This is a genomic window from Salinispirillum sp. LH 10-3-1, from assembly GCF_030643825.1.
Classification (GTDB): domain Bacteria; phylum Pseudomonadota; class Gammaproteobacteria; order Pseudomonadales; family Natronospirillaceae; genus Salinispirillum.
Genome location: NZ_CP101717.1, coordinates 3,437,806 through 3,458,123, shown reverse-complemented (window position 1 = coordinate 3,458,123; position 20,318 = coordinate 3,437,806). Strand labels below are relative to the sequence as shown.

The following is a 20,318-nucleotide window of genomic DNA, read 5'->3' as shown; positions in this document are numbered from 1 at the left end:
GTCTTTCTTAATATTAGACAGTCAATACTCAATAGAGGCAGTAAGCAACATGGAAATACTATCGTTCGGTTCTGACAACATTGAAAACACTTTAGCCAAGATGTCAAAAGGGCAGCTGGATGAGGTCGCCTTCGGCGCAATCCAGCTTGATGCGCAAGGTAAAATCCTGCAATACAACGCTGCTGAGGGTGACATCACCGGCCGTAAGCCCAGTGAAGTCATGGGTAAAAGCTTTTTCAAAGAAGTTGCACCCTGCACCAACCGTCCAGAATTCAAAGGGCGTTTTGATGAAGGTGTGAAGAAAGGCGATTTAAACGTCATGTTTGAATACACTTTCGACTATGAAATGAAACCGACCAAGGTGAAGGTTCATATGAAGAAAGCCTTGAGCGGCGACTCCTACTGGGTTTTCGTTAAGCGTCTGTAGGTACCAGCAGTGGTATCAAAGGAACGCATGAACGGTTTAGAGCTGAGGCAAACCGATCTGCTGGCCGTGCTCAAAGCATTGCTGGCAGACGAGCTTAAAAGCCTCAGGCGCGGGCAGGACATCGTACCCGACGACTGGGATCAGCATACGGTCGTCCGTTCAGCACCCGCCGACTTCCCTCATCTGTCGTTGCAGGCCGATTCGTTAGAACGGTTTGCCTTAGCGACGCGCGTGGCGGATTTCTTTCAAATTCGTGAGAGTGGGTTGGAAGACTATCTGCTGCGTTACAACACCTTGGGTGAATGGACGGAATTGATCACCGAGGCCAGAGTGCGGGGTACCAGAAACCTTTCGTTCACAACGTCGGGCAGTACCGGTGAACCCACAACATGCGCTCAAGACTGGCATGATCTGGTGTCTGAAATTGAATTCTTTCGCACGGTATTCACCGAGCACGGTGCGGTTCGCCGCATCATCGCACTCAGCCCCTGCCATCATATCTATGGCTTTTTATTTTCTGCCCTGTTGCCCAGTCTATTGGACGTGCCGGTGATTCGCGGCATGCAAGCCTTTGCCTTGGTTCAGGGGCGGCGTGTAGAGGCGGGAGATGTGGTCATTGGCTTTCCTTTTGTCTGGAAGCAAGTCAGCCGCAGCCAGCAACCCTTTGCGCCGGGCGTCATCGGTGTTACTTCCACCGGCCCCAGTGACAAAGCTGTGGTGTTGGCACTGATGCAACAAGGATTGTCTCAGCATATAGAAATTTACGGTTCCAGCGAAACCAGCGGCTTGGGCTTCCGCCGTCATCCCGATGAACCCTTTGAGTTGCTGCCGCGCTGGCAGCGGCTCGATGAACGCCCGGACACCTTGTTAGATGCACGCACGCAGACGCAATACCCTCTCAGTGACCATATCGCTTGGCAGACTGCGCGCATGTTCGTGCCGCAAGGCCGCCGGGATCACGCGGTGCAAGTGGCCGGTATCAATGTATTTCCGGACAGTGTGGCCGAAAAATTGCGGCAGTTACCTTACGTTCAGTCCGTTGCGGTGCGTTTGATGTTACCCGCCGAGGGCGACCGCCTAAAAGCCTTTGTCGTTCCCGCAGACGCAACCATACGGCCTGACGATTTGCGTCAACAATTGCAGGCGTGGTGTCAACGTCATCTCTCCGCGGCAGAGTGTCCGCAAGCCTTTACCTTTGGTGTAGAATTGCCACGTAATGCGTTGGGTAAAGCCAGCGACTGGTCAATCATTAACGAGGAACACCCTTAGGTGAAACCGTCCATCAAAGAGCAAATCGCTGCGGCTAGTCAAAAAGCGTTGCTCGGTAAAAAAGGCGCCACGCTGGCCTCGGCCCTACACATCTTAGTGCGCGACGAGCAAAAAGCCTTAACCCTGTTAAGCGAGCTGAACAAGGGGGCCGACTTCGGCAAGTTAGCACGCGCTCATTCCATCTGCCCGTCGGGCAAAAAAGGGGGTGACCTCGGAGAATTTCGGCGTGGTGCTATGGTACCGGCGTTTGATAAGGCGGTGTTTTCTGGTACCGGTACCGGTATTCAAGGGCCGATTAAAACGAAATTCGGCTATCACCTGATCAAGGTGCTGTATCGCCGCTGAGGCAAACTGCTGGGCGCACACCGCTAGTTAAGCGCACCCCAAGCCCGACGATATTCGCCATCGGGGTCGTGCTGCTGTGTTTGCCAGCTTAGATCAAAGGCATGCGGTGCCGCGCTGAGTGGATGCTGTCCGGCAATGTATCCCCAGTTGCCATAGTTACTGTTCACATCGTAGTCGATAAGGTGCTGTTCAAACCACGCGGCACCGTATTGCCAGGGTACGTTTAGGTTGTGTACCAGACAGCTTGCGGCCAATTGCCGCACACGGTTGCTCATAAAGCCAGTAGCCAGCAGTTCATGCATTCCTGCATCGACAATCCCCTCCCCCGTTTGTCCATTGCACCACGCGTTTAAAGCGCGCGCTTGCGCCGTCGACAACGCGGGCGCGGGTGCTTGAAAAAGCGCGCTGCCTAAACGTTCGCCCGCCCAATGAAAATACTCCCGCCAGAACAGCTCGTAGCGCAGCCATTGCGTGGATTCATTCTGCTCTAACTGGTGCTCAAAGGCTTCGATGTGCGTACACACTGTCTGCGGTGACAGCGTGCCTAATGCCAATGCGGCACTCAAGCGACTGAAGGCGGTGCGCCCCATAGGCTGGTTACGTGTATGTTTATATTTTGCGAGAGCACGCGATGCCCACAAGTATTCCTGCCACCATGCGTCGAGTTCTCCTTGTGTGATGGGCAGAACATGCGTGCTGTTTGTTCGCCTTGGCGAGTCTCCGTGTAGTGTTCGTAGCCTGTTTGGCCATGTAGCGCTTGGCGGCGGATCTACGATCTCTTCAAGCACGAAGCGCTCGGCAGGGCGAGCGACGGGAATGCCTTTGACTTGGTGATAGAACTTGGTAAAGCGCCCTATAAGTTGATCGGGCAAGGCCTGGCGTTCGTCGGCATTCAGCAGTGTGTTGCTGCCGATGCGCTGTACTGCCAGTCCACTGCGCGCAAAAGCGCGCAACAACCGGGCTTTTTCCGCATCGGCGTGGGCGTCGGTAAAGAGTGCACTGACGGAACTCTCCTGGCACAACGCTGTAATGACGGTACTGGCTGATAAGTCGGTGACGCGCAGCTGGATGCTGTGTTGTGCAAGTTGTAGCTGTGCATCAAAGGCAGCGCTCTGCCGTGCCAGAGCCGCGCTATGCGGATCTTTGGTTGAGGGTAAGTGCTGACTAAGCCACGCTTTACGGTGTGTGCTGACGAAGGCCAGCAGGGGTTGCTGGTGCTGCTGGGCATGACGTATTGCGGCATACAAAGCTTCGTTGTCCTCGATGCCTAAACAGCGGTCGAGCCAGAGTAAGGTGATGGGCAAGTGCATGGGACAACAATGACCTAGACAATAATGCTGCTATTACGAAGGAACGGTGTGAATGGATGTCTGGTCGTAACGTTGGAGCGACCACGGGTTGATCTAAAAATGCACTTGGTGCGTTAACATCGCATGAGACTATCAATGCCTAATGTAGCCCCTGTGGATGGTATCAATGCCGTGTGGTTTAAACGTGATTTGCGCCTGCGAGATCACCCCGCACTAGCCGCAGCCTGCGCCGCCGATCGTCCTACATTACTATTTTACTGTATTGAGCCTTTGTATCTTAACGATCCACATTATTCTCTCCCGCACCATCGTTTCTTAGTACAAGCGCTCGCAGACCTTTCCGCTCAGCTACGAGCGCTGGGTCATCGTTTGGTGGTGTTTTGGGCGCCGATCGACGACGTTTTGCCGCTTATTCATCGTACATGGGGTCTGCACACCTTGTTCAGTCATGAAGAAGTGGGTTTGGCCAACACCTATGCACGTGACCGACAGGTGGCACACTGGTGTGCCGAGCAACAGGTAAGGTGGATCGAGTTACAGCAGCTTGCTGTACAGCGTGGGCAAAGAGGGCGTCAAGGCTGGACCACCTTCGCTAATCACTTTCTGGCAGAACCCTTAGCGCAGGCCAACTTGGCAAGCCTGAAACCAGTGGCAATACCGGAAACAGACGATTGGAAGAGGTTGGTCTGCTCCCGGTTACCGAAGTCGTGGCTAGGGACCAATGAAGCTTATCAGCCCGGTGGCGAACAGGCAGCGCAAAAACGTTGGGTCGATTTTTTGCAGCACTCTGCATCACTGTACCGGCGTAGTATCAGCAAACCTGCAGCAGCCGCTGATCATAGCTCACGTTGGTCGGTGTATCTGGCGTATGGTTGCTTGTCCATTCGCGATGCTTGTCAACAAGTACAGCAGGCCTTGGTATCAGGTGTGGCGAAAACCTCATTGTCGGCGTTGTATTCCCGTTTACGCTGGCATTGCCACTTCATCCAAAAATTTGAAGCTGGTTCACATATGGAACACAGCGCTATTAATCCTGTGATGGGCGAGTACTGGGCTGCGCATTGGGCTTCGCTATCTCCGGATTCTCAGCAAGAGCGGTTTGCCCGCTGGGCACAAGGAGAAACGGGATACCCTTTAGTTGACGCCTCCATGCATGCCCTGCTTCAAACGGGCTTTGTGAACTTTCGCATGCGTGCCTTGTTGGTCAGTGTGGCTTGCCATCACCTGAGTTTAGATTGGCGTTCAGTGGCCCAGCATCTTGCTCGGCACTTTTTGGACTTTGAGCCGGGAATTCACTATTCACAGGTGCAAATGCAAGCTGGTTTAACCGGATTTAATACTCTGCGGATCTATAATCCGTTGCAACAATCTCTGCGAAAAGATTCGGAGGGCGCGTTTATTAGGCGTTATCTACCCGAGCTCGCATCACTTCCCCTGCACTTACAGCATGCGCCCTGGCAACTTTCGCCGCTCGAAGCACAATGGCTTGATACTGCCCCACCAACGACCTACCAACAGCGCTTGTTTGACCACGAAGAAACGGGGCGGGCGGCACGGGAACGACTGTGGGCGTGGCGCAAAGATCCGGCTGTGCAGGCCCATGTACCGGCTTTGCTCAAAAATCAGGCGGTCACCAGTGCGTAAGAAAGCTGATCTACCCACTAAAGAATGCCCTGTGTGCCTGCGGCCGTTCACGTGGCGAAAAAAATGGGCTAAAGACTGGATCAATGTGCGTTACTGCAGTGAGCGATGCCGTCGTACTAAAGCGCAAAAACCAACGGAGATGCCCCCAGCATGACAGAAGTACGCTTAATATTGGGTGATCAGCTCAACGCCGCGCATTCGTGGTTTCGTGTAATAGACCCCAATGTGCTGTATGTGATGGCCGAACTCCGCCAGGAAACCGATTACGCACAACATCATATCCAGAAGGTGTTGGCTTTTTTTGCCAGTATGCGGCAGTTCGCTGCGGCATTACAAAAAGCCGGTCATAGAGTGCGCTACGACAGCCTTGATGACACTGCAGCCGTCTCGAACATGACCGAGTGGTTGGCGGTGGTGCTGCAGGAAGAACAGGCACACGCCTTCCGGTACCAAGCCCCGGATGAGTACCGTTTGACGGCGCAGTTGCGGGCCTATGGCACTACCTTAGCGCTGCCAGTCGCCATGGATGACAGTGAGCATTTCTTAACGCCGCGTGATGCATGGAACCGTTATCCGAACCACCGCATGGAATTCTTCTATCGTGCCTTGCGCAAGGAATACCGTGTTTTGCTGACGCCGGACGGGAAGCCAGAGGGTGAACGGTGGAATTTCGATGCCGAGAACCGCCAACGCTGGCCGAAAGGAAAAGTCCCCCCAGAACCACTGACCTTTGCGCACGATGTGCGTGCGATAAAGGATCTGCTGCAACGGCATGGGGTAAAAACCGTGGGGTCTGTGAACGCTGAAGCGCTTTTGTGGCCCATCACTCGACGTGAATCGCGTGCGTTGTTGGACTGGTTTATCCAGCATGCCTTGCCTGAGTTCGGTGCCTATCAAGATGCTATGACCGATGCTGGCTGGAGTTTAATGCACAGCCGCTTATCGTTCAGTCTGAACACCAAAATGCTGCATCCGTTAGAGGTGATTCGCGCCGTTGAAGCCGCATGGCGTGCTGAGCCTGAACGCATCAGCTTGGCCCAGGTCGAAGGTTTTATTCGACAAATACTGGGCTGGCGTGAATACGTGCGCGCTCTGTACTGGCAGCACATGCCGGATTACGCACAGCACAATACATTGAATGCACAGCGTGCGTTGCCACGCTACTACTGGGATGGCGACACCAAGATGGCCTGCATGGCGCACAGCATTCAGCAGTCGCTTGATTTCGCTTACGCGCATCATATTCAACGCTTAATGATTACCGGTAATTTTGCTTTGTTGGCGGGGGTTCACCCCGACATGGTCGATGCGTGGTATTTGGGCATCTACATCGACGCCATCGAATGGGTAGAAATGCCCAATACGCGTGGCATGAGTCAGTACGCCGATGGCGGTGTGATCGCCAGCAAGCCGTATGCGGCATCCGGTCAATACATCAAGAAAATGAGTGATTACTGCACGGGTTGTTATTACGACGTTAAAGCCCGCTCTGGTGTGGGCAGCTGTCCGTTCAACTCGTTGTATTGGAGCTTTATTGAGCGCCACCGTGCACGCTTCAGTGAAAACATCCGCATGAAATTGGTGTACGCCAACTGGGATCGTCAAGCGGAGAGCCAGCGCAGTGCGATCTTGGCGACGGCTAGTCAATACCTCAACGACCTGGACGCGCTCTAATTCAACCCCTAATGCGCCTGCTTTGTTTCACCGGGCAACCAATGGGCTACTGCATCAAACCAGGCATCCAAAGTGATCGCCAACAGGCCGATCAAGATGGCGCCTTGCAACACATAGGCATTGTTACCGTTGACCAAGCCAGCAATGATGGGGTCGCCCAGTGTACGAGCACCGACCGTCGAGCCAATAGCGGCGGTAGCGATACCAAAGGTGACGGTAGTGCGTACCCCGGCCAGAATGACCCGCGAGGCCAGAGGCAACTCTACGCGCCACAATATCTGCGTCGCTGACAGGCCCATACCGCGCGCCGCTTCCAACACCGCAGGGCTGACGCCGTTTAAGCCAGCAATGCTGTTGCGTACTATGGGCAGAAGACCGTAGAGCAATAACGCCACTATGGTCGCGTTATTACCAAAGCCCAGCACTGGCACGGCCAACGCCAATACCGCTACCGGTGGTACAGTCTGCCCCATGGACGCCACCTGATTGACTAAGGGTAGGAAGTCGCGTCCCCACTGGCGCGTCACCAAGATAGCCCCGCCGAGTCCCAACACCAATGAACCCAAGGTGGCCATGGCGACAAGGCGCAGATGTTGCCACAATAAATAACTAAAAGGGTCACGGGTGTAGACCACGTTGCGCACATCGGGCTGCCACTGGCGAAACCACGGTTCCCAACTTGGCAGCGACCAAACCACCCAGGCCAATAGCAGTATCAGGCTGCTCGGAAGCCAAAGCGTTTTTAGCAAACGTAAGCACCGTTGCACGCTATAACTCCTTGGGCCGGAGCATGCGGTCGAGCCGCAACTGACCGACTGGCTGATGTTGCTTGTCGACTACACACAGTCTGTCCGTGCGGTGCCATAGCATAGCCGACATCGCTTGCTTTAGGGTCGCGGTGGCTTCGATACGCGGTACGTTGCTGTCTTGGCTCTGTTCGTCCACCGCGTCCATCAGCGCAGAGACGGCGGTGAGGCTGGCCTGCTTCAGGCCTCGGTCGGCTTTACCCAGCAAGTTTTCGACAAAGCTGTTCGCTGGTTGTTCCAACACATACCACGGCTTGCCTTGCTGCACGATACGACCCTGATCCATGATTACAAGCCGGTCGGCCAGCTTGAGTGCTTCATCAATGTCGTGGGTAACAAAGACTATGGTTTTACGTACCTGCTGCTGAATACGCAGTAGCTCGTCTTGCAGGTTTTCCCGCGTGATGGGGTCAAGCGCGCCAAAGGGCTCGTCCATTAACAGAATATCAGGGTCACCGGCGAGTGCGCGTGCAACACCCACACGCTGTGCCTGCCCTCCTGACAGCTGGTGCGGGTATTTGGGTGCAAACTCTTGCCGATCCAGGCCGAGCAATACAAGGAGCTCGTCGACCCGGGCTTGGATTCTTGTCTTTGGCCAACCCAATAGGCTGGGCACCAGGCCAATGTTTTGCGCTACGGTCCAGTGCGGAAACAGCCCCGTGCTTTGAATGGCGTAGCCGATACGGCGACGCAGTTGAACGGCATCGAGGTCGGTCACCGCGGTGCCGTCGATGCGAATCTCGCCAGAGCTGTGTGGAATCAAACGATTGATCATTCGCAAGGTCGTGGACTTCCCACAGCCAGAGGTGCCAACCAACACACAAAGCTCACCTGTATTGATGGTCAAGTCGATGGCATCGACGGCAACGGCGCCGTCAAAGCGCTTGCTAACCTCTTGCAGTTCAATCATGTGGGTTGTCCTTTGCTGGTGAAGCGTGCCAGGGTCGTCAGTAAGACATCGGCCAGCATGGCTAAGGCGATGGTGGGCAGCGCACCAAGCAGCACCAAATCCATGGCAGCCTGACCTAGGCCCTGAAAAATAAAGGTGCCAAAGCCGCCAGCTCCGATTAAGGCGGCGACCGCGGTTAAGCCGATGGCCTGAATGGTTGTGATGCGTAATCCCTCAATAATCACCGGCAACGCTAAAGGCAGACGCACCTGCAGGAATATCTGTGCCCGACTCATCCCCATGCCGCGTGCCGATTCCAGTACACTGGCGCTGACTTCCTGCAAGGCGACGGTGGTGTTGCGTACCATGGGTAATAGGCTGTAAGCGATCAAGGCGATCATCGCAGGCGCCCAGCCAATACCGCGTATACCCAGCGCCTGCAGCCAAGGAAACTGCGCCGATAAGGCACTCAAGGGAGCAATCAACAAGCCAAATAACGCCAGACTGGGGATGGTTTGAAAGAAATTAAGTACGGCGAAGATGGCGTTCTGTGTTCTGGTGTAATTCAGCACCACAGCCGTCAACAGTGCACTCAACAGCGCACTGGCTCCGACGGCGCCTATAACCAGCAATAAGTGGGTGTGCAACGCTTGAGCAAAGGGCCCAGACTGACTGCGGTATTCACGCACCAGCGCCAGACTGTCTAGCCAACCGAGCTGTACACACAGCCACCACGCCGACATCACCAGCAACCCCATACTCCAGGTGCTCAGACGCCCGGCCTGCAAGCGGTGTTGCAGTTCAAGCGCTAACAGCAAGGCGAAAAACAGCAGCAGCCAAAACCCGGCGGCTGGCGCGCTGCGCGCAAAGGGTTGGTCTGTGGGAATAATAAAATGGCCGAACCAACTGAGGCTCAAAGGCATTTGCATCAGCAGCACCATCACAATGGCATAAGACCATCGCAATGACAGGCTCGGTAAGCGGCTTAATACCATCAAACCCAGCAGGCTAATGACTAAAGCACCCGCCCACGGGTAGCCCAAGGCAAGCCAGAGCGACTGGCCGTCTCCGGCGACGATACGATTCGCTTGGAAAACCGCGTAGTCCATAGTCAACAGACACAGTACGGCTGCTCCGGATAAAACCGGGATCACGCGTGATGGGCGATGGTGTGTTGGGTTCATAATGGCAGGCGTGACAGGACACTATGCCCTGCCCGCCAAATCCTAGGTTTAACGCAGACTGTTGAGGTAATCGCGGGCGACCTGCTGCGGATCGGCTCCGTTCACAGCGACATCGCCGTTGAGACGTTGCAGTATTTCCAGGCTAAGCCCGGCAAATACCGGCTCCAGCACTTCCGCAATCTGTGGATAGGCGGCGAGTACGTCGGCACGAATCAGTGGTGCGGGCTGGTAAACCGGCTGCACGCCACGAGTATCTTCCAGCACCAGTAAGTCCAACGCGGCCAAACCACCGTCGGTGCCGTAGGTCATGGCGCCATTTACACCGCTGGTCTGTTGTGCGGCGGCACGCATAGTAGCGGCCGTGTTTCCGCCCGACAGTACCAACAATTGGTCAGCACTTAAGGTAAACCCATAGGCTTCTTGAAAGGCCGGTAAGGCGCTGGCTGAATCGACAAACTCGGCACTGGCAGCGAATTTAAAGGTACCACCGTTGGCCAAGTATGCTGCTAAGTCATCCAAGGTGCGCAACTCATTAGCCCGTGCCACATCGCCGCGTACGCTCATCGCCCAAGTATTGTTGGCGTCTGCCGGACGCAGCCAAATCAGTTCGTTGGCTTGAAAGTCCAGTTCCTGTACCCGACCCCAGGCAGCGGTAGCGTCCTTCCAGACATCACTGTCGGCTTCGTCAAAGAAAAAAGCACCATTACCGGTGTACTCTGGGTAAAGATCAATTTCGCCGGAGGTGATGGCGGCGCGCATGATGGGCGTACCGCCCAACTGCAAGCGATTGGTGGTGGGAATGCCAGCCGCTTCGAGCGATTGAATGATGATATGACCCAACACCGAGCCTTCAGTATCGATCTTGGAGGACACCACGACAGGACTGCTGGCCAAAGCACTGGCGGACAATACCGAAGCGGTGAGTAAAGTGGCTAAGGAGCGCGTCGAGAAAAGCGTCTGGATGGACATGTTGGGTCCCTCTTATTTTGTACGTTCAGAGCATGAGTGAATCAGTATAGAAGACCACTTTACTCAGTGAAAGGAGGCTTACGGCGCAGGCGCGCTTTCAGATCCTAGTTCGGGTTCTTGGTGTTGCCGCTGAAGAGCGATGGCAAAGCGTATGCTGGTGCCGGCTTTTTCAGTGGATTGGACGTGCAGGCTGGCGTCCAGCTTTTGCAATAACGTCAATGCAATGGTCAGTCCTGAGCCAAGTCGGTGCTGCTGATCCGGTGTCGCTGCTTGCTGCCAAAAGGCTTGAATGGCAGCCACCAAATCAGGCGTCATGCCAGAGCCAGAATCGCGTACTTCGAAGGCACAGTAGACCACATCATCCGTTAGCCCCTCCATTTCTACCAATAACTTCACAAAGCCGGCTTGTGTGTGTTGTAAAGCGTTTTCCAACAGACGCAAACAGATGGTGTGTAAGGTCGTAGCTGGGCCGATAACCGGCGGCGGCGGGTCGGTGTGTTCTGTCAGCTCGGCGCGGAAGAACAGCTGTCCACTTTCCTCTTGAGTATCAAACCACGCATCGAATTGACTGAGCCAATCGTTGATCATCATGGGCTCGCGGTCGACGATGTAGCCATCGGCCAAGACCTGTTCGAGGTGGCTAAGATCGCTGATATAACGCGCGCCTTCTTGGCTGGCTACCAATGCTTGGTTGAGTAGTTCGTGGCGCTCTTCGGCCAAGACGGATTGTCTTAGCTGGGTCACAGCGGCCTCGATGACGTTAAAACGCTGCTGCAGGTTACGGGTAAAGGCATAACGCCAGGAGCGTCCGGACTCCAATGCACTGCGATAGCGAGCCAGAATCTCGCGCCCCTCATCGACTTGATCTTCGTAAGCCTGCGAGCGCCGCTGTAGGTCGCGCCACGCTTTTTGCTCTGACATGTGGTACTGCCAGTACACAGCGAATGAGTGCAGTGCAGTGAGGACAGCAAACAGTAAGAACAGCAGCAGCATATGACTGCTGAACAAATGAGCGCTGACGGAAAAATAGAGAAAGAACAGCCCACTCAAACCAATATAGCCCGCCAACACCATTTGCAACGTCCAAATGCGGCGTTCGTGCCGTGTCCAATACAGGAACAACAACGACAGCAGGGCAAACCACAGCCAGGTGATGTTGATGAATGCGGCCTTGCTCAGCAATACATAGCTACCCAACAATAAAACTGCCCCCAGGCCGGCACCCCAGTTCAACACGCTGACATGCAAATGACTGAGACGGCGGGTACAGGCAGCCACCACCGAGGCCAACAGCAATGCGCCGGTACAAGGCAGTAGCAAGTACCAGATATGTTGCTGCATCCACGGGCTGTCCGGCCACAGCCACAAATAGCCCAAGCCGTACCAGAACCACACATGCACGACCCACAGCATGGCGGTACCCGCAGCCCACAGGAACGACCAATGGGTTTTCAGTAGGGTTTGCAGCAAATTAAACAGGAAGACCGCCAGCAAAAGTCCCGTCACCGCGCCAATGGCCAACATTTCTTGCTGTACAAAGGTTTGATAGCCGGTCTGATTCACGAGCATCATGGGGTAGAATTGCCAGTCATCGCTGGTGGCCGTGATGTAGAGCGTTTGCGGCGTGAGGTCGAAGGTCAGCGGAATGACAAAATGATTGCCGGGGAATAAGCGGCGTTGCGGGTTTTGATGGTCTCCGGTTTGATGAAAAGGGGCATCGGCCAACGCGGTGTAGGAAATGCGCAGCCGGTCAATGGACGGATTGCGCACCACCAAGTACCAGATTTGCTCGTCGCTTTGGTTGCTGATATCGGCGCGCCAATGAAAGATACCGTCATCGAAGCCACGATTAGGTACCGCCGACGGGAAGGTGCGCGCCGGGGCATCGTATTCTGGTTCCCAGTGCTCCAGCCACACGCCCGAGGCATAGTGATGCAGATCGTAGCGATGCGCGCCGTTGTGCAGTTCGATGCTATCGGCACTGACCATGCCGACCATCAGCCAGCTCAGCAGAACCAGGTTGCCGTTACGACAGGTCCGACACCATGCGCTGAAAGTCGGCCCAAACCAATGACTTATCTTTTTCATTCAGTATCTCATGGCGCATGCTGGGGTAAAGTTTGAGCTCGGCGCTGTAGCCCAGTTTACGTAACCGCTGGGTTAAGGCCCGGGGGCCCTTACCAAAGCGACCGACGGGGTCCTTGCCGCCCGCCAACAAGACCACTTGGCAGCTCGCCGGAAGATTTTTCAGGTGACTGTTTTTGCTCAGACGGCGGAAGACGTGACTGAGCTCCGACCAGAGCGCGATGGAGCAATCAAAGCCACACAGGGGGTCGGCTTGGTAAGCATCCACCACAGCAGCGTCGCCGCAAACCCAGTCGTCACTGGTGCGGTTTGGTTTGAAGTGGCGGTTGAAGGCCTCGAAAGTCAGGGCTTTGAGCAGTTTGCTGCTGGTGGTCCAGCCATATACACGGCCGAGCAAGCCGGTTACACCGGCCAGCGCAAGGCTGGGCAGCGTCTGCGGTGAGTCGGTGGCAATCAGCGCGATGCCTTTGCATTGGGTGGGCAGTGGAAAACGGCAGGCATAGTCTAAGACGGCAAAGGAACCCATGCTGTGGCCGACCAACCAAAGCGGCAGGTCGGGTGCACGCGTTGCGGCCTCGGTCAACATGACCGCCATTCGGTCGGTCACCGCATCCCAGCCAGCGGGGCCAAAATAGCCTGGCTGATCTGCTTTACTGCCATGTCCTGGGTGGTCAAAGGTAAGCACGTGCCAGCCGTGCTTAACCATGTATTGTGCGAGTGGTGTATAGCGGGCATGGTGCTCCGCCATGCCGTGACAAATAACCAAAACGCCGCGTGGCGACTCGGCGGGAAACCACTGCCAGTCAAAGTCCATCATAATCTGCTGTCTGCCTTGAGCGGAAAAGTTAAGTTAATAGGGTAACTTTAGACGCTTGTCCCCCTGTACTGCAAAAGGTTTCAACATTTGTTCGGTGTTATGGGCCCGCCCGGCACCGCTGGCAATCTTTAGCGCGCCGGTCAGGGCATCCAGTGTTTGCGCTACGATGCCGTCCAGTTCACTGGCGTAGGGGTCGCCCAACAAACTATGCGCTAGCAGATTGGCTTCGGTCATGTCGGTGTGTATCAGGTAGTGTCCGGTGCGCACGAATAGGTGATCGTTGAGTTCTTCGAGCATACGATGCCCAAGATAGGTTCTGTCTAATAGGGCAGTGAGCCCGCCCTGTGAGCTGAGTTCGCATTCGCTGATGAAGAAACTTTCCACGGCCTGCAAAATGGGCTCTACCGTGTCTTCAAGAGATAATTGGCGCGCGGCCATGGCAGCGGTTTTCAGGGATACCGGTAACTGCTCAATGTAGCGATTCAGAAAGTCGCGCAGTTCCCGTTCATCCCAAGCGTTAGAGGTGGGCAGACTTAAGGTTTGGTCCTGCCGCTGTTCGTCGCAAGCACGCGCGAACAGAATGGTCTTTTCGATATCGGTTATGGACATGAGATTAGCGCTCGAAAGTAAGAGGGATCGTGGTGCCATTGTTTGGACGGGAACCCTAGGGTGAACGTTATCCATAGTAATAAGGAGGCTAAGTCCAACTCCTCGTTCTGCATTCACCAGTATAGTGGATTGCGCACCCGCGCCAGTCATTTACGGGTAATTTTATGTTAACTTTTCAGAGCCGGCTCCAACGCAATCCCAGCCATCCCAACATCATCAGGCTGCGCAACAGCATCATGAGGGCAAACAACGCCCAAATACTGTGATTGCTCTCCATTGGCACCACTAAGCTGAGTGGCCAGTAAATGCCAAACACGCTGAGGATCAATACATTGCGCATGGCGCGTACCCATTGCAGGCCAATAAACACTCCATCCAACCAATAAGCCCACCAAGTGTAGAGCGGCATGGTGATCATCCAGATCACATATTGGCCGGCTAGCTGACGAATTTCGCTTAAGTCTGTCAGTAGAGCGATGGCAGGCTCATGCAATAAGGCAAAGATCAGGCATAAGGCAACCGCGAACAACGCTGACCACAGGCCGGTGGCGAGAATAGCCGCTTGTATGCGCTGTCGCTGGCTGGCTCCGGCGGCTCGACCGACCAGAGCCTCTGCTGCGTTGGCGAAACCATCCAACAGGGTTGAGATGACCAGCAAAAAGCTGATTAAGACGGCATTAGCAGCCACGTAGTCAGTGCCCAACCCAAGCCCTAGCTTGCTGAAATAATTAAACGCGAACAGCAAGGTAAAGGTGCGCAGTATCAACGGAGCGGCCAACTTCAAATAGTGGGTAAGTTTGGGGATATCCTTGTGAATAACCGTGGATAAGTTGTGTCTATAAAGGTAAAACGCGGTGCCGCTGTATATTAAAAAGGCTGCCAGATCACCTATGACACTGCCAGCCGCAACGCCTGCAATACCCAGATTCAGGCCGAGCACTAAGAAAACACTCACCAGAATATTCACAGCTTGTGCACAGAGTGTGGCGAATAAGTTTACTCGGGTGAGCTGAATGCCAATAAACCAGCCCGCCAATAACAGGTTCACCAGCACCAATGGTATGCTCCAGGCACGAATGGCGAGGTAAGTTTGGGCGCTGCTGGCCAATTCGCTGCTCGGTTGATAAAAAGCCAAACCGAGTGGAATGAGCCATGGCGTGGCAAACAAGAGCAGCAACCCCAGCACCGCCACGGGCGGGAGGAGTCGCAATAGCCAGCGCACAGCCAGCACGCGACCGCCGCGACCCATCAGCCATGCGGTGCTGCCGCTGGCCGCCATGGTTAGAAAATTAAACCCCCATGCAATCACCGCAAACAAATTCGCCCCCAGCGTGACGGCGGCAAGATAACGGCTTTCTCCTTGGTGCCCCATTAGACCAATGTCTACCAAGCCCAGTAGCGGTGCACTCACATTTGCCAGCATCAAGGGCCAGGCGATTTGCCAGACTCGGCGACTGTGGGTGGCATGAGCTTTTTTCAAGCGTTCGGAGAATTTTTTTTCAGTCACGTTAAGTGGATATAACTCGTTGATTCTTATTGGAAAGTTGACCTTCCTTTGACAAAAGGCTTAAATGTCGCGCCTGCGCAAGGCTGTCAGATGAAAACAAGCCCGTATATACTGCGCGACAATAGTATCCTAACCGGCCGTGAATGTGTTCACAGGCCATTCGTCCGAATTATAAAAAGTGTCGAGCCGAGGTAAAGCATGTTAAACCGACTTCGATTCCGGAGCCTGACAACAGCAGTGGTGTTCATTGCTGTTGGCCTACTCAGTGGCTTAGCCAGTGCTGAGTGGCAGGTGAATATGACCCGTGGGGTCACCGAAATCAGTAATGATGTATACAACCTGCACATGCTGATTTTCATCATCTGCTGTGTTATTGGTGTTTTGGTTTTTGGTGTAATGTTTTACGCCATGTGGGCGCATCGCAAATCACGTGGTGCAGTTGCCGAAACCTGGGACCAGAATCACAAGCTGGAAGTCGTATGGACGGTTATTCCGTTGCTTATCCTGCTCGGTATGGCGGTTCCGGCTACCATTACACTGGCGAAAATCTATGCCGACGATCCACAGGCCGATGTGACTGTGATGATCGAAGGCTACCAGTGGCGCTGGCGCTACACGTACATTGATGACAGTGGAGAAGCCCCAGTGTCTTTCTTCTCATCAATGTCTACACCGCGAGAGTCCATTGCGAACGTGGTTGATAAGCCAGAAAACTACCTCCTCGAAGTCGACAATGCTCTGTATCTGCCAACGGATCGCTCTATTCGCTTTCTGATTACCGCCAACGACGTCATCCACTCATGGTGGGTGCCCGCGTTTGCAGTGAAGAAAGACGCCGTGCCGGGCATCATCAATACGGCCAACACCTTTATTTTGGAAGAAGGCACCTACCGCGGTATGTGCGCTGAGTTGTGTGGTCGTGACCATGCCTTTATGCCGATCGTTGTTGAAGCGGTCAGTCCGGAAGCCTTTGACGATTGGATGAGCGAACAGCGCGCGGAAGCCGTTGCTTTGGCCGAGTTGACCTCGAAAGAATGGACGCTGGACGAGCTGTCTACCCGTGGCCAGCAGGTCTACAACACCTTCTGTGCCGCTTGTCACCAGACATCTGGCCAGGGTATTCCTGGTGTGTTCCCATCGATGATTGGGTCACCTAAGGTGGTTGGTTTGCCCGATGAGACCATTGATGTCTTGGTGAACGGTGTGCGTGGTACCGCCATGCAAGCGTTCGGCAACCAGTTGAGCGACGTGGATTTGGCTGCGGTAGCGACTTACATCCGCAACTCTTGGGGTAACAATATGGGTGATGTTATTGAGCCCATGGATGTCATCAACTTTAAAGCCGGACTATAAGGAGGCCAAACATGACTGCTGTTTCTGCTCATGATGATCACGCGCACGCGGATCACGACCACCACGGTCCGGCGAAAGGCTGGACCCGTTGGGTATACACAACGAACCATAAAGACATCGGTGCGATGTATATGTGGTTCAGCTTTGCGATGTTTTTGTTAGGCGGCTTCTTTGCCATGATCATCCGCGCCGAGCTGTTCCAGCCCGGATTGCAGCTGGTACAGCCTGAGTTCTTCAACCAGATGACCACCATGCACGGTTTGATCATGGTGTTCGGTGCCGTCATGCCAGCGTTCGTTGGCTTGGCTAACTACATGATCCCGGTCATGATCGGGGCGCCCGACATGGCCTTGCCGCGTTTGAACAACATGAGCTTCTGGATTTTGCCTTTTGCTTTCTTGTTGTTGGTAAGTACCCTGTTCATGCCCGGCGGTGGCCCTAACTTCGGTTGGACGTTCTATGCGCCGCTGTCGACGACTTACGGTCCGCCGTCTACCGTGTTCTTTATCCTGTCGATGCACATCATGGGTATTTCATCCATTGCTGGTGCGATCAATATCATTGTAACCATCTGGAACATGCGTGCGCCTGGCATGGACTGGATGAAGATGCCGTTGTTCGTCTGGACTTGGTTGATCACAGCTTTCTTGCTGATCATGGTTATGCCGGTTCTGGCTGCTGTAATCACCATGATGCTGCTGGATATTGCCGGTGGTACGTCGTTCTTTAACGCCGCCGGTGGTGGTAGCCCGATTTTGTTCCAGCACCTGTTCTGGTTCTTCGGTCACCCTGAAGTGTACATCATGATCCTGCCTGCCTTTGGTATTGTCAGCGCCATCATTCCTGCGTTTTCACGTAAGAAACTGTTTGGATATGCGTCCATGGTTTACGCTACTGCGGCCATCGCTATCCTGTCGTTCTTCGTTTGGGCACACCACATGTTTACCGTGGGTATTCCCTTCGTTGGCCAGATGTTCTTTATGATCGCCACCATGATCATTGCGGTGCCGACCGGGGTTAAGGTATTCAACTGGATCGCCACCATGTTCCGTGGTTCGATTACCTTCGAAGTACCGATGTTGTTCTCCATCGCCTTCGTGGTGTTGTTCACCATCGGCGGTTTCTCTGGCTTGATGCTGGCGATTGCTCCGGCTGACTTCCAGTATCACGACACCTACTTTGTGGTCGCACACTTCCACTATGTACTGGTGCCGGGTGCTGTGTTCTCGATCATGGCCGGTGTTTACTACTGGTTGCCGAAGTGGACTGGTCACATGTTCCATGAAGGTTTGGCGAAAACACACTTCTGGTTATCGTTTATTGCGGTCAACATTACCTTCTTCCCGCAGCACTTTGTAGGCTTGGCCGGTATGCCGCGTCGTATCCCCGACTATCCGTTGCAGTTCGCTAACTTCAACATGATTTCCAGTATGGGTGCGTTCCTGTTCGGCTTGAGTCAGCTGTTGTTCCTGTTCATCGTCGTGAAGTGCGTGATCAGTGGCAAAAAAGCGGAAGCTAAGCCGTGGGAAGGTGCAGAAGGTCTGGAGTGGGATTTACCGAGCCCAATGCCTTACCACACCTTCGAAAAACCGCCGGTGATCAAGTAAGTGAATTCGTGAATAAAGGTTAATACGATGACTGACGAAACTAAACCAAAGTCGCACGCTAAAGTAGTTACTCAGCTGGTGTTGATCACCGTGGGTATGGTGGCCTTTGTGTTTATCGGTCTGGTGCCTATGTATTACTGGATCTGTGAGATTACCGGCATCGGCGGACGGACGACGTCCGCCACCAGTGCTGCTTATGTCATGGAAGTTGATGAAAGTCGCTCACTGCGAGTGAACTTTCTGGCCAGTAATCAGGCCGACATGCCCTGGGAATTCCGCGCCATGACGTCTACTGTCAATGTGCACCCCGGTGAGCAGGCCACGGTGATGTTCTATATTAAGAACACCACGCGGCAGACCATGACGGCACAGGCGGTACCGAGCCTCAGTCCATTCTACGTCACCGAATACTTTCACAAAATTGAGTGCTTCTGTTTCGAACAACAAACACTGGAGCCCGGCGAGTCGATGGAAATGCCTATGCACTTTTTTGTCGATAACCGTGTACCAGAACAGATAACGAGCATTGCCCTTTCCTACTCCCTGTTTAATCTACCGGATGTAGCAAAGTCGCGAGTGAAGGAGAAACTATAAATGTCAGCAGCTTCAGGTAAGACTCCGGCCTACTACGTGCCGGAGCAAAGTAAACTTCCTATTTGGATGGCGTTCGCGCTGTTCCTGACCGTCATTGGTACCGCCTTAATGCTCCAAAAAGGCGCGGGAATGACCGACAGCCATTTGGGTATCTGGGTATTCTTTGCCGGTGCTTTGGTCTTGGCAGCGACCATGTACAACTGGTTTGTGATCGTGGCAAAGGAAAACATGGCGGGCATGAACAGTGCGCAGCTTAAAGCTTCCTTCGTGTACTCGATGAAATGGTTCATCGTGTCTGAAGCGATGTTCTTTGCCGCGTTCTTTGGCGGGCTGTTTTATATCCGCTTGTTCGAGCTGCCTTGGATGGCCGGTGAAGGCGCTAAAGCGGTGACCGGTATGCTGTATGACGGCTTTACCTATACCTGGCCATTGCTGACCAATCCGGTTCCGTCAGAAGTACCGGGTCCACGTGAAGCCATGCATTGGATGCTGCCGTTGATCAATACCATCATCCTGGTGACCTCGAGTGTGACGTTGCATTTCGCCCATCACGGGTTGATTGCCGGGCACCGTAGCCAACTGAAGAAATGGCTGGTTGCCACCATCGCTTTGGCGTTGGTGTTCTTGTGCTTGCAGGCGTACGAGTACTATGAAGCCTATGCACACCTTGGCTTGACCCTGAATTCAGGCATCTACGGTTCAACGTTCTTTATTCTGACCGGCTTCCACGGCGCGCACGTGATCTTGGGTACCATCATGTTGATCGTGATGGCGGTGCGGGTATTTAAAGGTCATTTCACGGCGAACGATCACTTCGGTTTCGAGGCGACGGCGTGGTATTGGCACTTTGTTGATGTGATCTGGTTGATTCTGTTTGTGCTGGTCTACCTGATCTAGCGATTGTCGCTAAAGGCTGATTTTGATCGGCCTTTCTGTTAAAATCGGCGCCGCCCACTGGGCGGCGTTTTTGTCTGCCGCTGCCCAGTCAGCGCGCGCTGGTGGTCAACGATTTAATAGGTGCCGTGCCACGGTGCTTGCATTGTCAGTTGTCCGGAGAATACGCCGAACAGGATCGTAACAATCAGTGTCACGGCCAGAGCGACCCGCCACATTAGCCAGTATTGTGTTTTTTGCCCACTGGTGGTCGTCCAAAGGTGTTTTGCTGCGGTAATCAAGGCAATAATCATGGCGATGGTCAGTAGGACAATCAGTATTTTTAGCATGGGAAT

General features: G+C 54.1%; 20 protein-coding genes. 10 read left to right on the top strand and 10 right to left on the bottom strand.

Annotation, left to right across the window (positions count from 1 at the left end; all coding sequences use genetic code 11):
• Nucleotides 1–49 precede the first annotated feature (49 nt).
• From pyp to ppiC, 3 genes are read left to right on the top strand one after another with little or no spacing between them, the layout of a single operon-like run.
• A complete protein-coding gene (pyp, locus tag NFC81_RS15905) occupies nt 50–427 on the top strand; it encodes a photoactive yellow protein (protein WP_304995464.1) in 378 nt (125 codons plus the stop codon).
• A 27-nt stretch (nt 428–454) separates the two neighbouring features.
• Entirely contained in the window at nt 455–1,696 is a 1,242-nt protein-coding gene (locus tag NFC81_RS15900) for a hypothetical protein (RefSeq protein WP_304995463.1), read from the top strand.
• A 48-nt stretch (nt 1,697–1,744) separates the two neighbouring features.
• Nucleotides 1,745–2,041 (top strand): peptidylprolyl isomerase PpiC, encoded by a 297-nt coding sequence (gene ppiC / locus NFC81_RS15895; RefSeq protein WP_370529915.1) that lies wholly within the window; start codon nt 1,745–1,747, stop codon nt 2,039–2,041.
• A 23-nt stretch (nt 2,042–2,064) separates the two neighbouring features.
• On the opposite strand, the gene NFC81_RS15890 is transcribed toward ppiC, so the two are convergent.
• Nucleotides 2,065–3,351 carry an FAD-binding domain-containing protein gene (locus tag NFC81_RS15890; protein WP_304995462.1) on the bottom strand — a complete coding sequence of 429 codons (1,287 nt, stop codon included), beginning with the start codon at nt 3,349–3,351 and terminating at the stop codon, nt 2,065–2,067.
• Between the two features lie 135 nt (nt 3,352–3,486).
• On the opposite strand from NFC81_RS15890, the gene NFC81_RS15885 reads away from it, so the two are divergent.
• The 3 genes from NFC81_RS15885 to NFC81_RS15875 are packed head-to-tail and all read left to right on the top strand — an operon-like array spanning nt 3,487 to nt 6,669.
• Entirely contained in the window at nt 3,487–4,995 is a 1,509-nt protein-coding gene (locus NFC81_RS15885) for an FAD-binding domain-containing protein (RefSeq protein WP_304995461.1), read from the top strand.
• The gene (locus NFC81_RS15880; RefSeq protein ID WP_304995460.1) at nt 4,952–5,149 is read left to right on the top strand and encodes a DUF2256 domain-containing protein; all 198 of its coding nucleotides are present in this window, start codon (nt 4,952–4,954) and stop codon (nt 5,147–5,149) included. Before NFC81_RS15885 ends, NFC81_RS15880 begins: the two co-directional genes overlap by 44 nt.
• Nucleotides 5,146–6,669, top strand: coding sequence for a cryptochrome/photolyase family protein (locus tag NFC81_RS15875; protein WP_304995459.1), 1,524 nt, complete (start codon nt 5,146–5,148; stop codon nt 6,667–6,669). The genes NFC81_RS15880 and NFC81_RS15875 overlap by 4 nt, the downstream gene beginning before the upstream one ends.
• Before the next feature lie 8 nt (nt 6,670–6,677).
• Here the strand turns inward: NFC81_RS15875 and NFC81_RS15870 are convergent, their stop codons facing one another.
• The 8 genes from NFC81_RS15870 to NFC81_RS15835 form a co-directional block, all read right to left on the bottom strand.
• Nucleotides 6,678–7,436, bottom strand: coding sequence for an ABC transporter permease (locus NFC81_RS15870; RefSeq protein WP_304995458.1), 759 nt, complete (start codon nt 7,434–7,436; stop codon nt 6,678–6,680).
• Between the two features lies 1 nt (nt 7,437).
• On the bottom strand, nt 7,438–8,385 hold the full coding sequence (locus NFC81_RS15865) for an ABC transporter ATP-binding protein (RefSeq protein WP_304995457.1): 948 nt from the start codon (nt 8,383–8,385) through the stop codon (nt 7,438–7,440).
• On the bottom strand, nt 8,382–9,548 hold the full coding sequence (locus NFC81_RS15860; RefSeq protein WP_304995456.1) for an ABC transporter permease: 1,167 nt from the start codon (nt 9,546–9,548) through the stop codon (nt 8,382–8,384). The genes NFC81_RS15865 and NFC81_RS15860 overlap by 4 nt, the downstream gene beginning before the upstream one ends.
• 48 nt (nt 9,549–9,596) lie before the next feature.
• Nucleotides 9,597–10,517 (bottom strand): ABC transporter substrate-binding protein, encoded by a 921-nt coding sequence (locus NFC81_RS15855; protein WP_304995455.1) that lies wholly within the window; start codon nt 10,515–10,517, stop codon nt 9,597–9,599.
• A 78-nt stretch (nt 10,518–10,595) separates the two neighbouring features.
• On the bottom strand, nt 10,596–12,605 hold the full coding sequence (locus NFC81_RS15850) for an ATP-binding protein (RefSeq protein WP_304995454.1): 2,010 nt from the start codon (nt 12,603–12,605) through the stop codon (nt 10,596–10,598).
• A complete protein-coding gene (locus NFC81_RS15845) occupies nt 12,544–13,419 on the bottom strand; it encodes an alpha/beta hydrolase (protein ID WP_304995453.1) in 876 nt (291 codons plus the stop codon). Before NFC81_RS15845 ends, NFC81_RS15850 begins: the two co-directional genes overlap by 62 nt.
• A 33-nt stretch (nt 13,420–13,452) precedes the next feature.
• On the bottom strand, nt 13,453–14,028 hold the full coding sequence (locus tag NFC81_RS15840; protein ID WP_304995452.1) for a hypothetical protein: 576 nt from the start codon (nt 14,026–14,028) through the stop codon (nt 13,453–13,455).
• Between the two features lie 175 nt (nt 14,029–14,203).
• Nucleotides 14,204–15,535: an MATE family efflux transporter gene (locus NFC81_RS15835; RefSeq protein WP_304995451.1), complete on the bottom strand. Its 1,332-nt coding sequence runs from the start codon at nt 15,533–15,535 to the stop codon at nt 14,204–14,206.
• Between the two features lie 198 nt (nt 15,536–15,733).
• On the opposite strand from NFC81_RS15835, the gene coxB reads away from it, so the two are divergent.
• Genes coxB through NFC81_RS15815 form a run of 4 tightly spaced genes read left to right on the top strand, consistent with a single transcriptional unit; the run spans nt 15,734 to nt 19,986 of the window.
• Nucleotides 15,734–16,888, top strand: coding sequence for a cytochrome c oxidase subunit II (gene coxB, locus NFC81_RS15830; protein WP_304995450.1), 1,155 nt, complete (start codon nt 15,734–15,736; stop codon nt 16,886–16,888).
• Nucleotides 16,889–16,899: 11 nt separating this feature from the next.
• Nucleotides 16,900–18,495, top strand: a complete 1,596-nt coding sequence (gene ctaD, locus NFC81_RS15825; protein WP_304995449.1) for a cytochrome c oxidase subunit I — start codon at nt 16,900–16,902, stop codon at nt 18,493–18,495.
• 27 nt (nt 18,496–18,522) lie between these two features.
• Nucleotides 18,523–19,089, top strand: a complete 567-nt coding sequence (locus tag NFC81_RS15820; protein WP_304995448.1) for a cytochrome c oxidase assembly protein — start codon at nt 18,523–18,525, stop codon at nt 19,087–19,089.
• A complete protein-coding gene (locus NFC81_RS15815) occupies nt 19,090–19,986 on the top strand; it encodes a cytochrome c oxidase subunit 3 (protein WP_304995447.1) in 897 nt (298 codons plus the stop codon).
• A gap of 113 nt (nt 19,987–20,099) precedes the next feature.
• Here NFC81_RS15815 and NFC81_RS15810 read toward each other — a convergent pair whose 3' ends face one another.
• A complete protein-coding gene (locus NFC81_RS15810) occupies nt 20,100–20,312 on the bottom strand; it encodes a DUF2909 family protein (protein WP_304995446.1) in 213 nt (70 codons plus the stop codon).
• Nucleotides 20,313–20,318 lie beyond the last annotated feature (6 nt).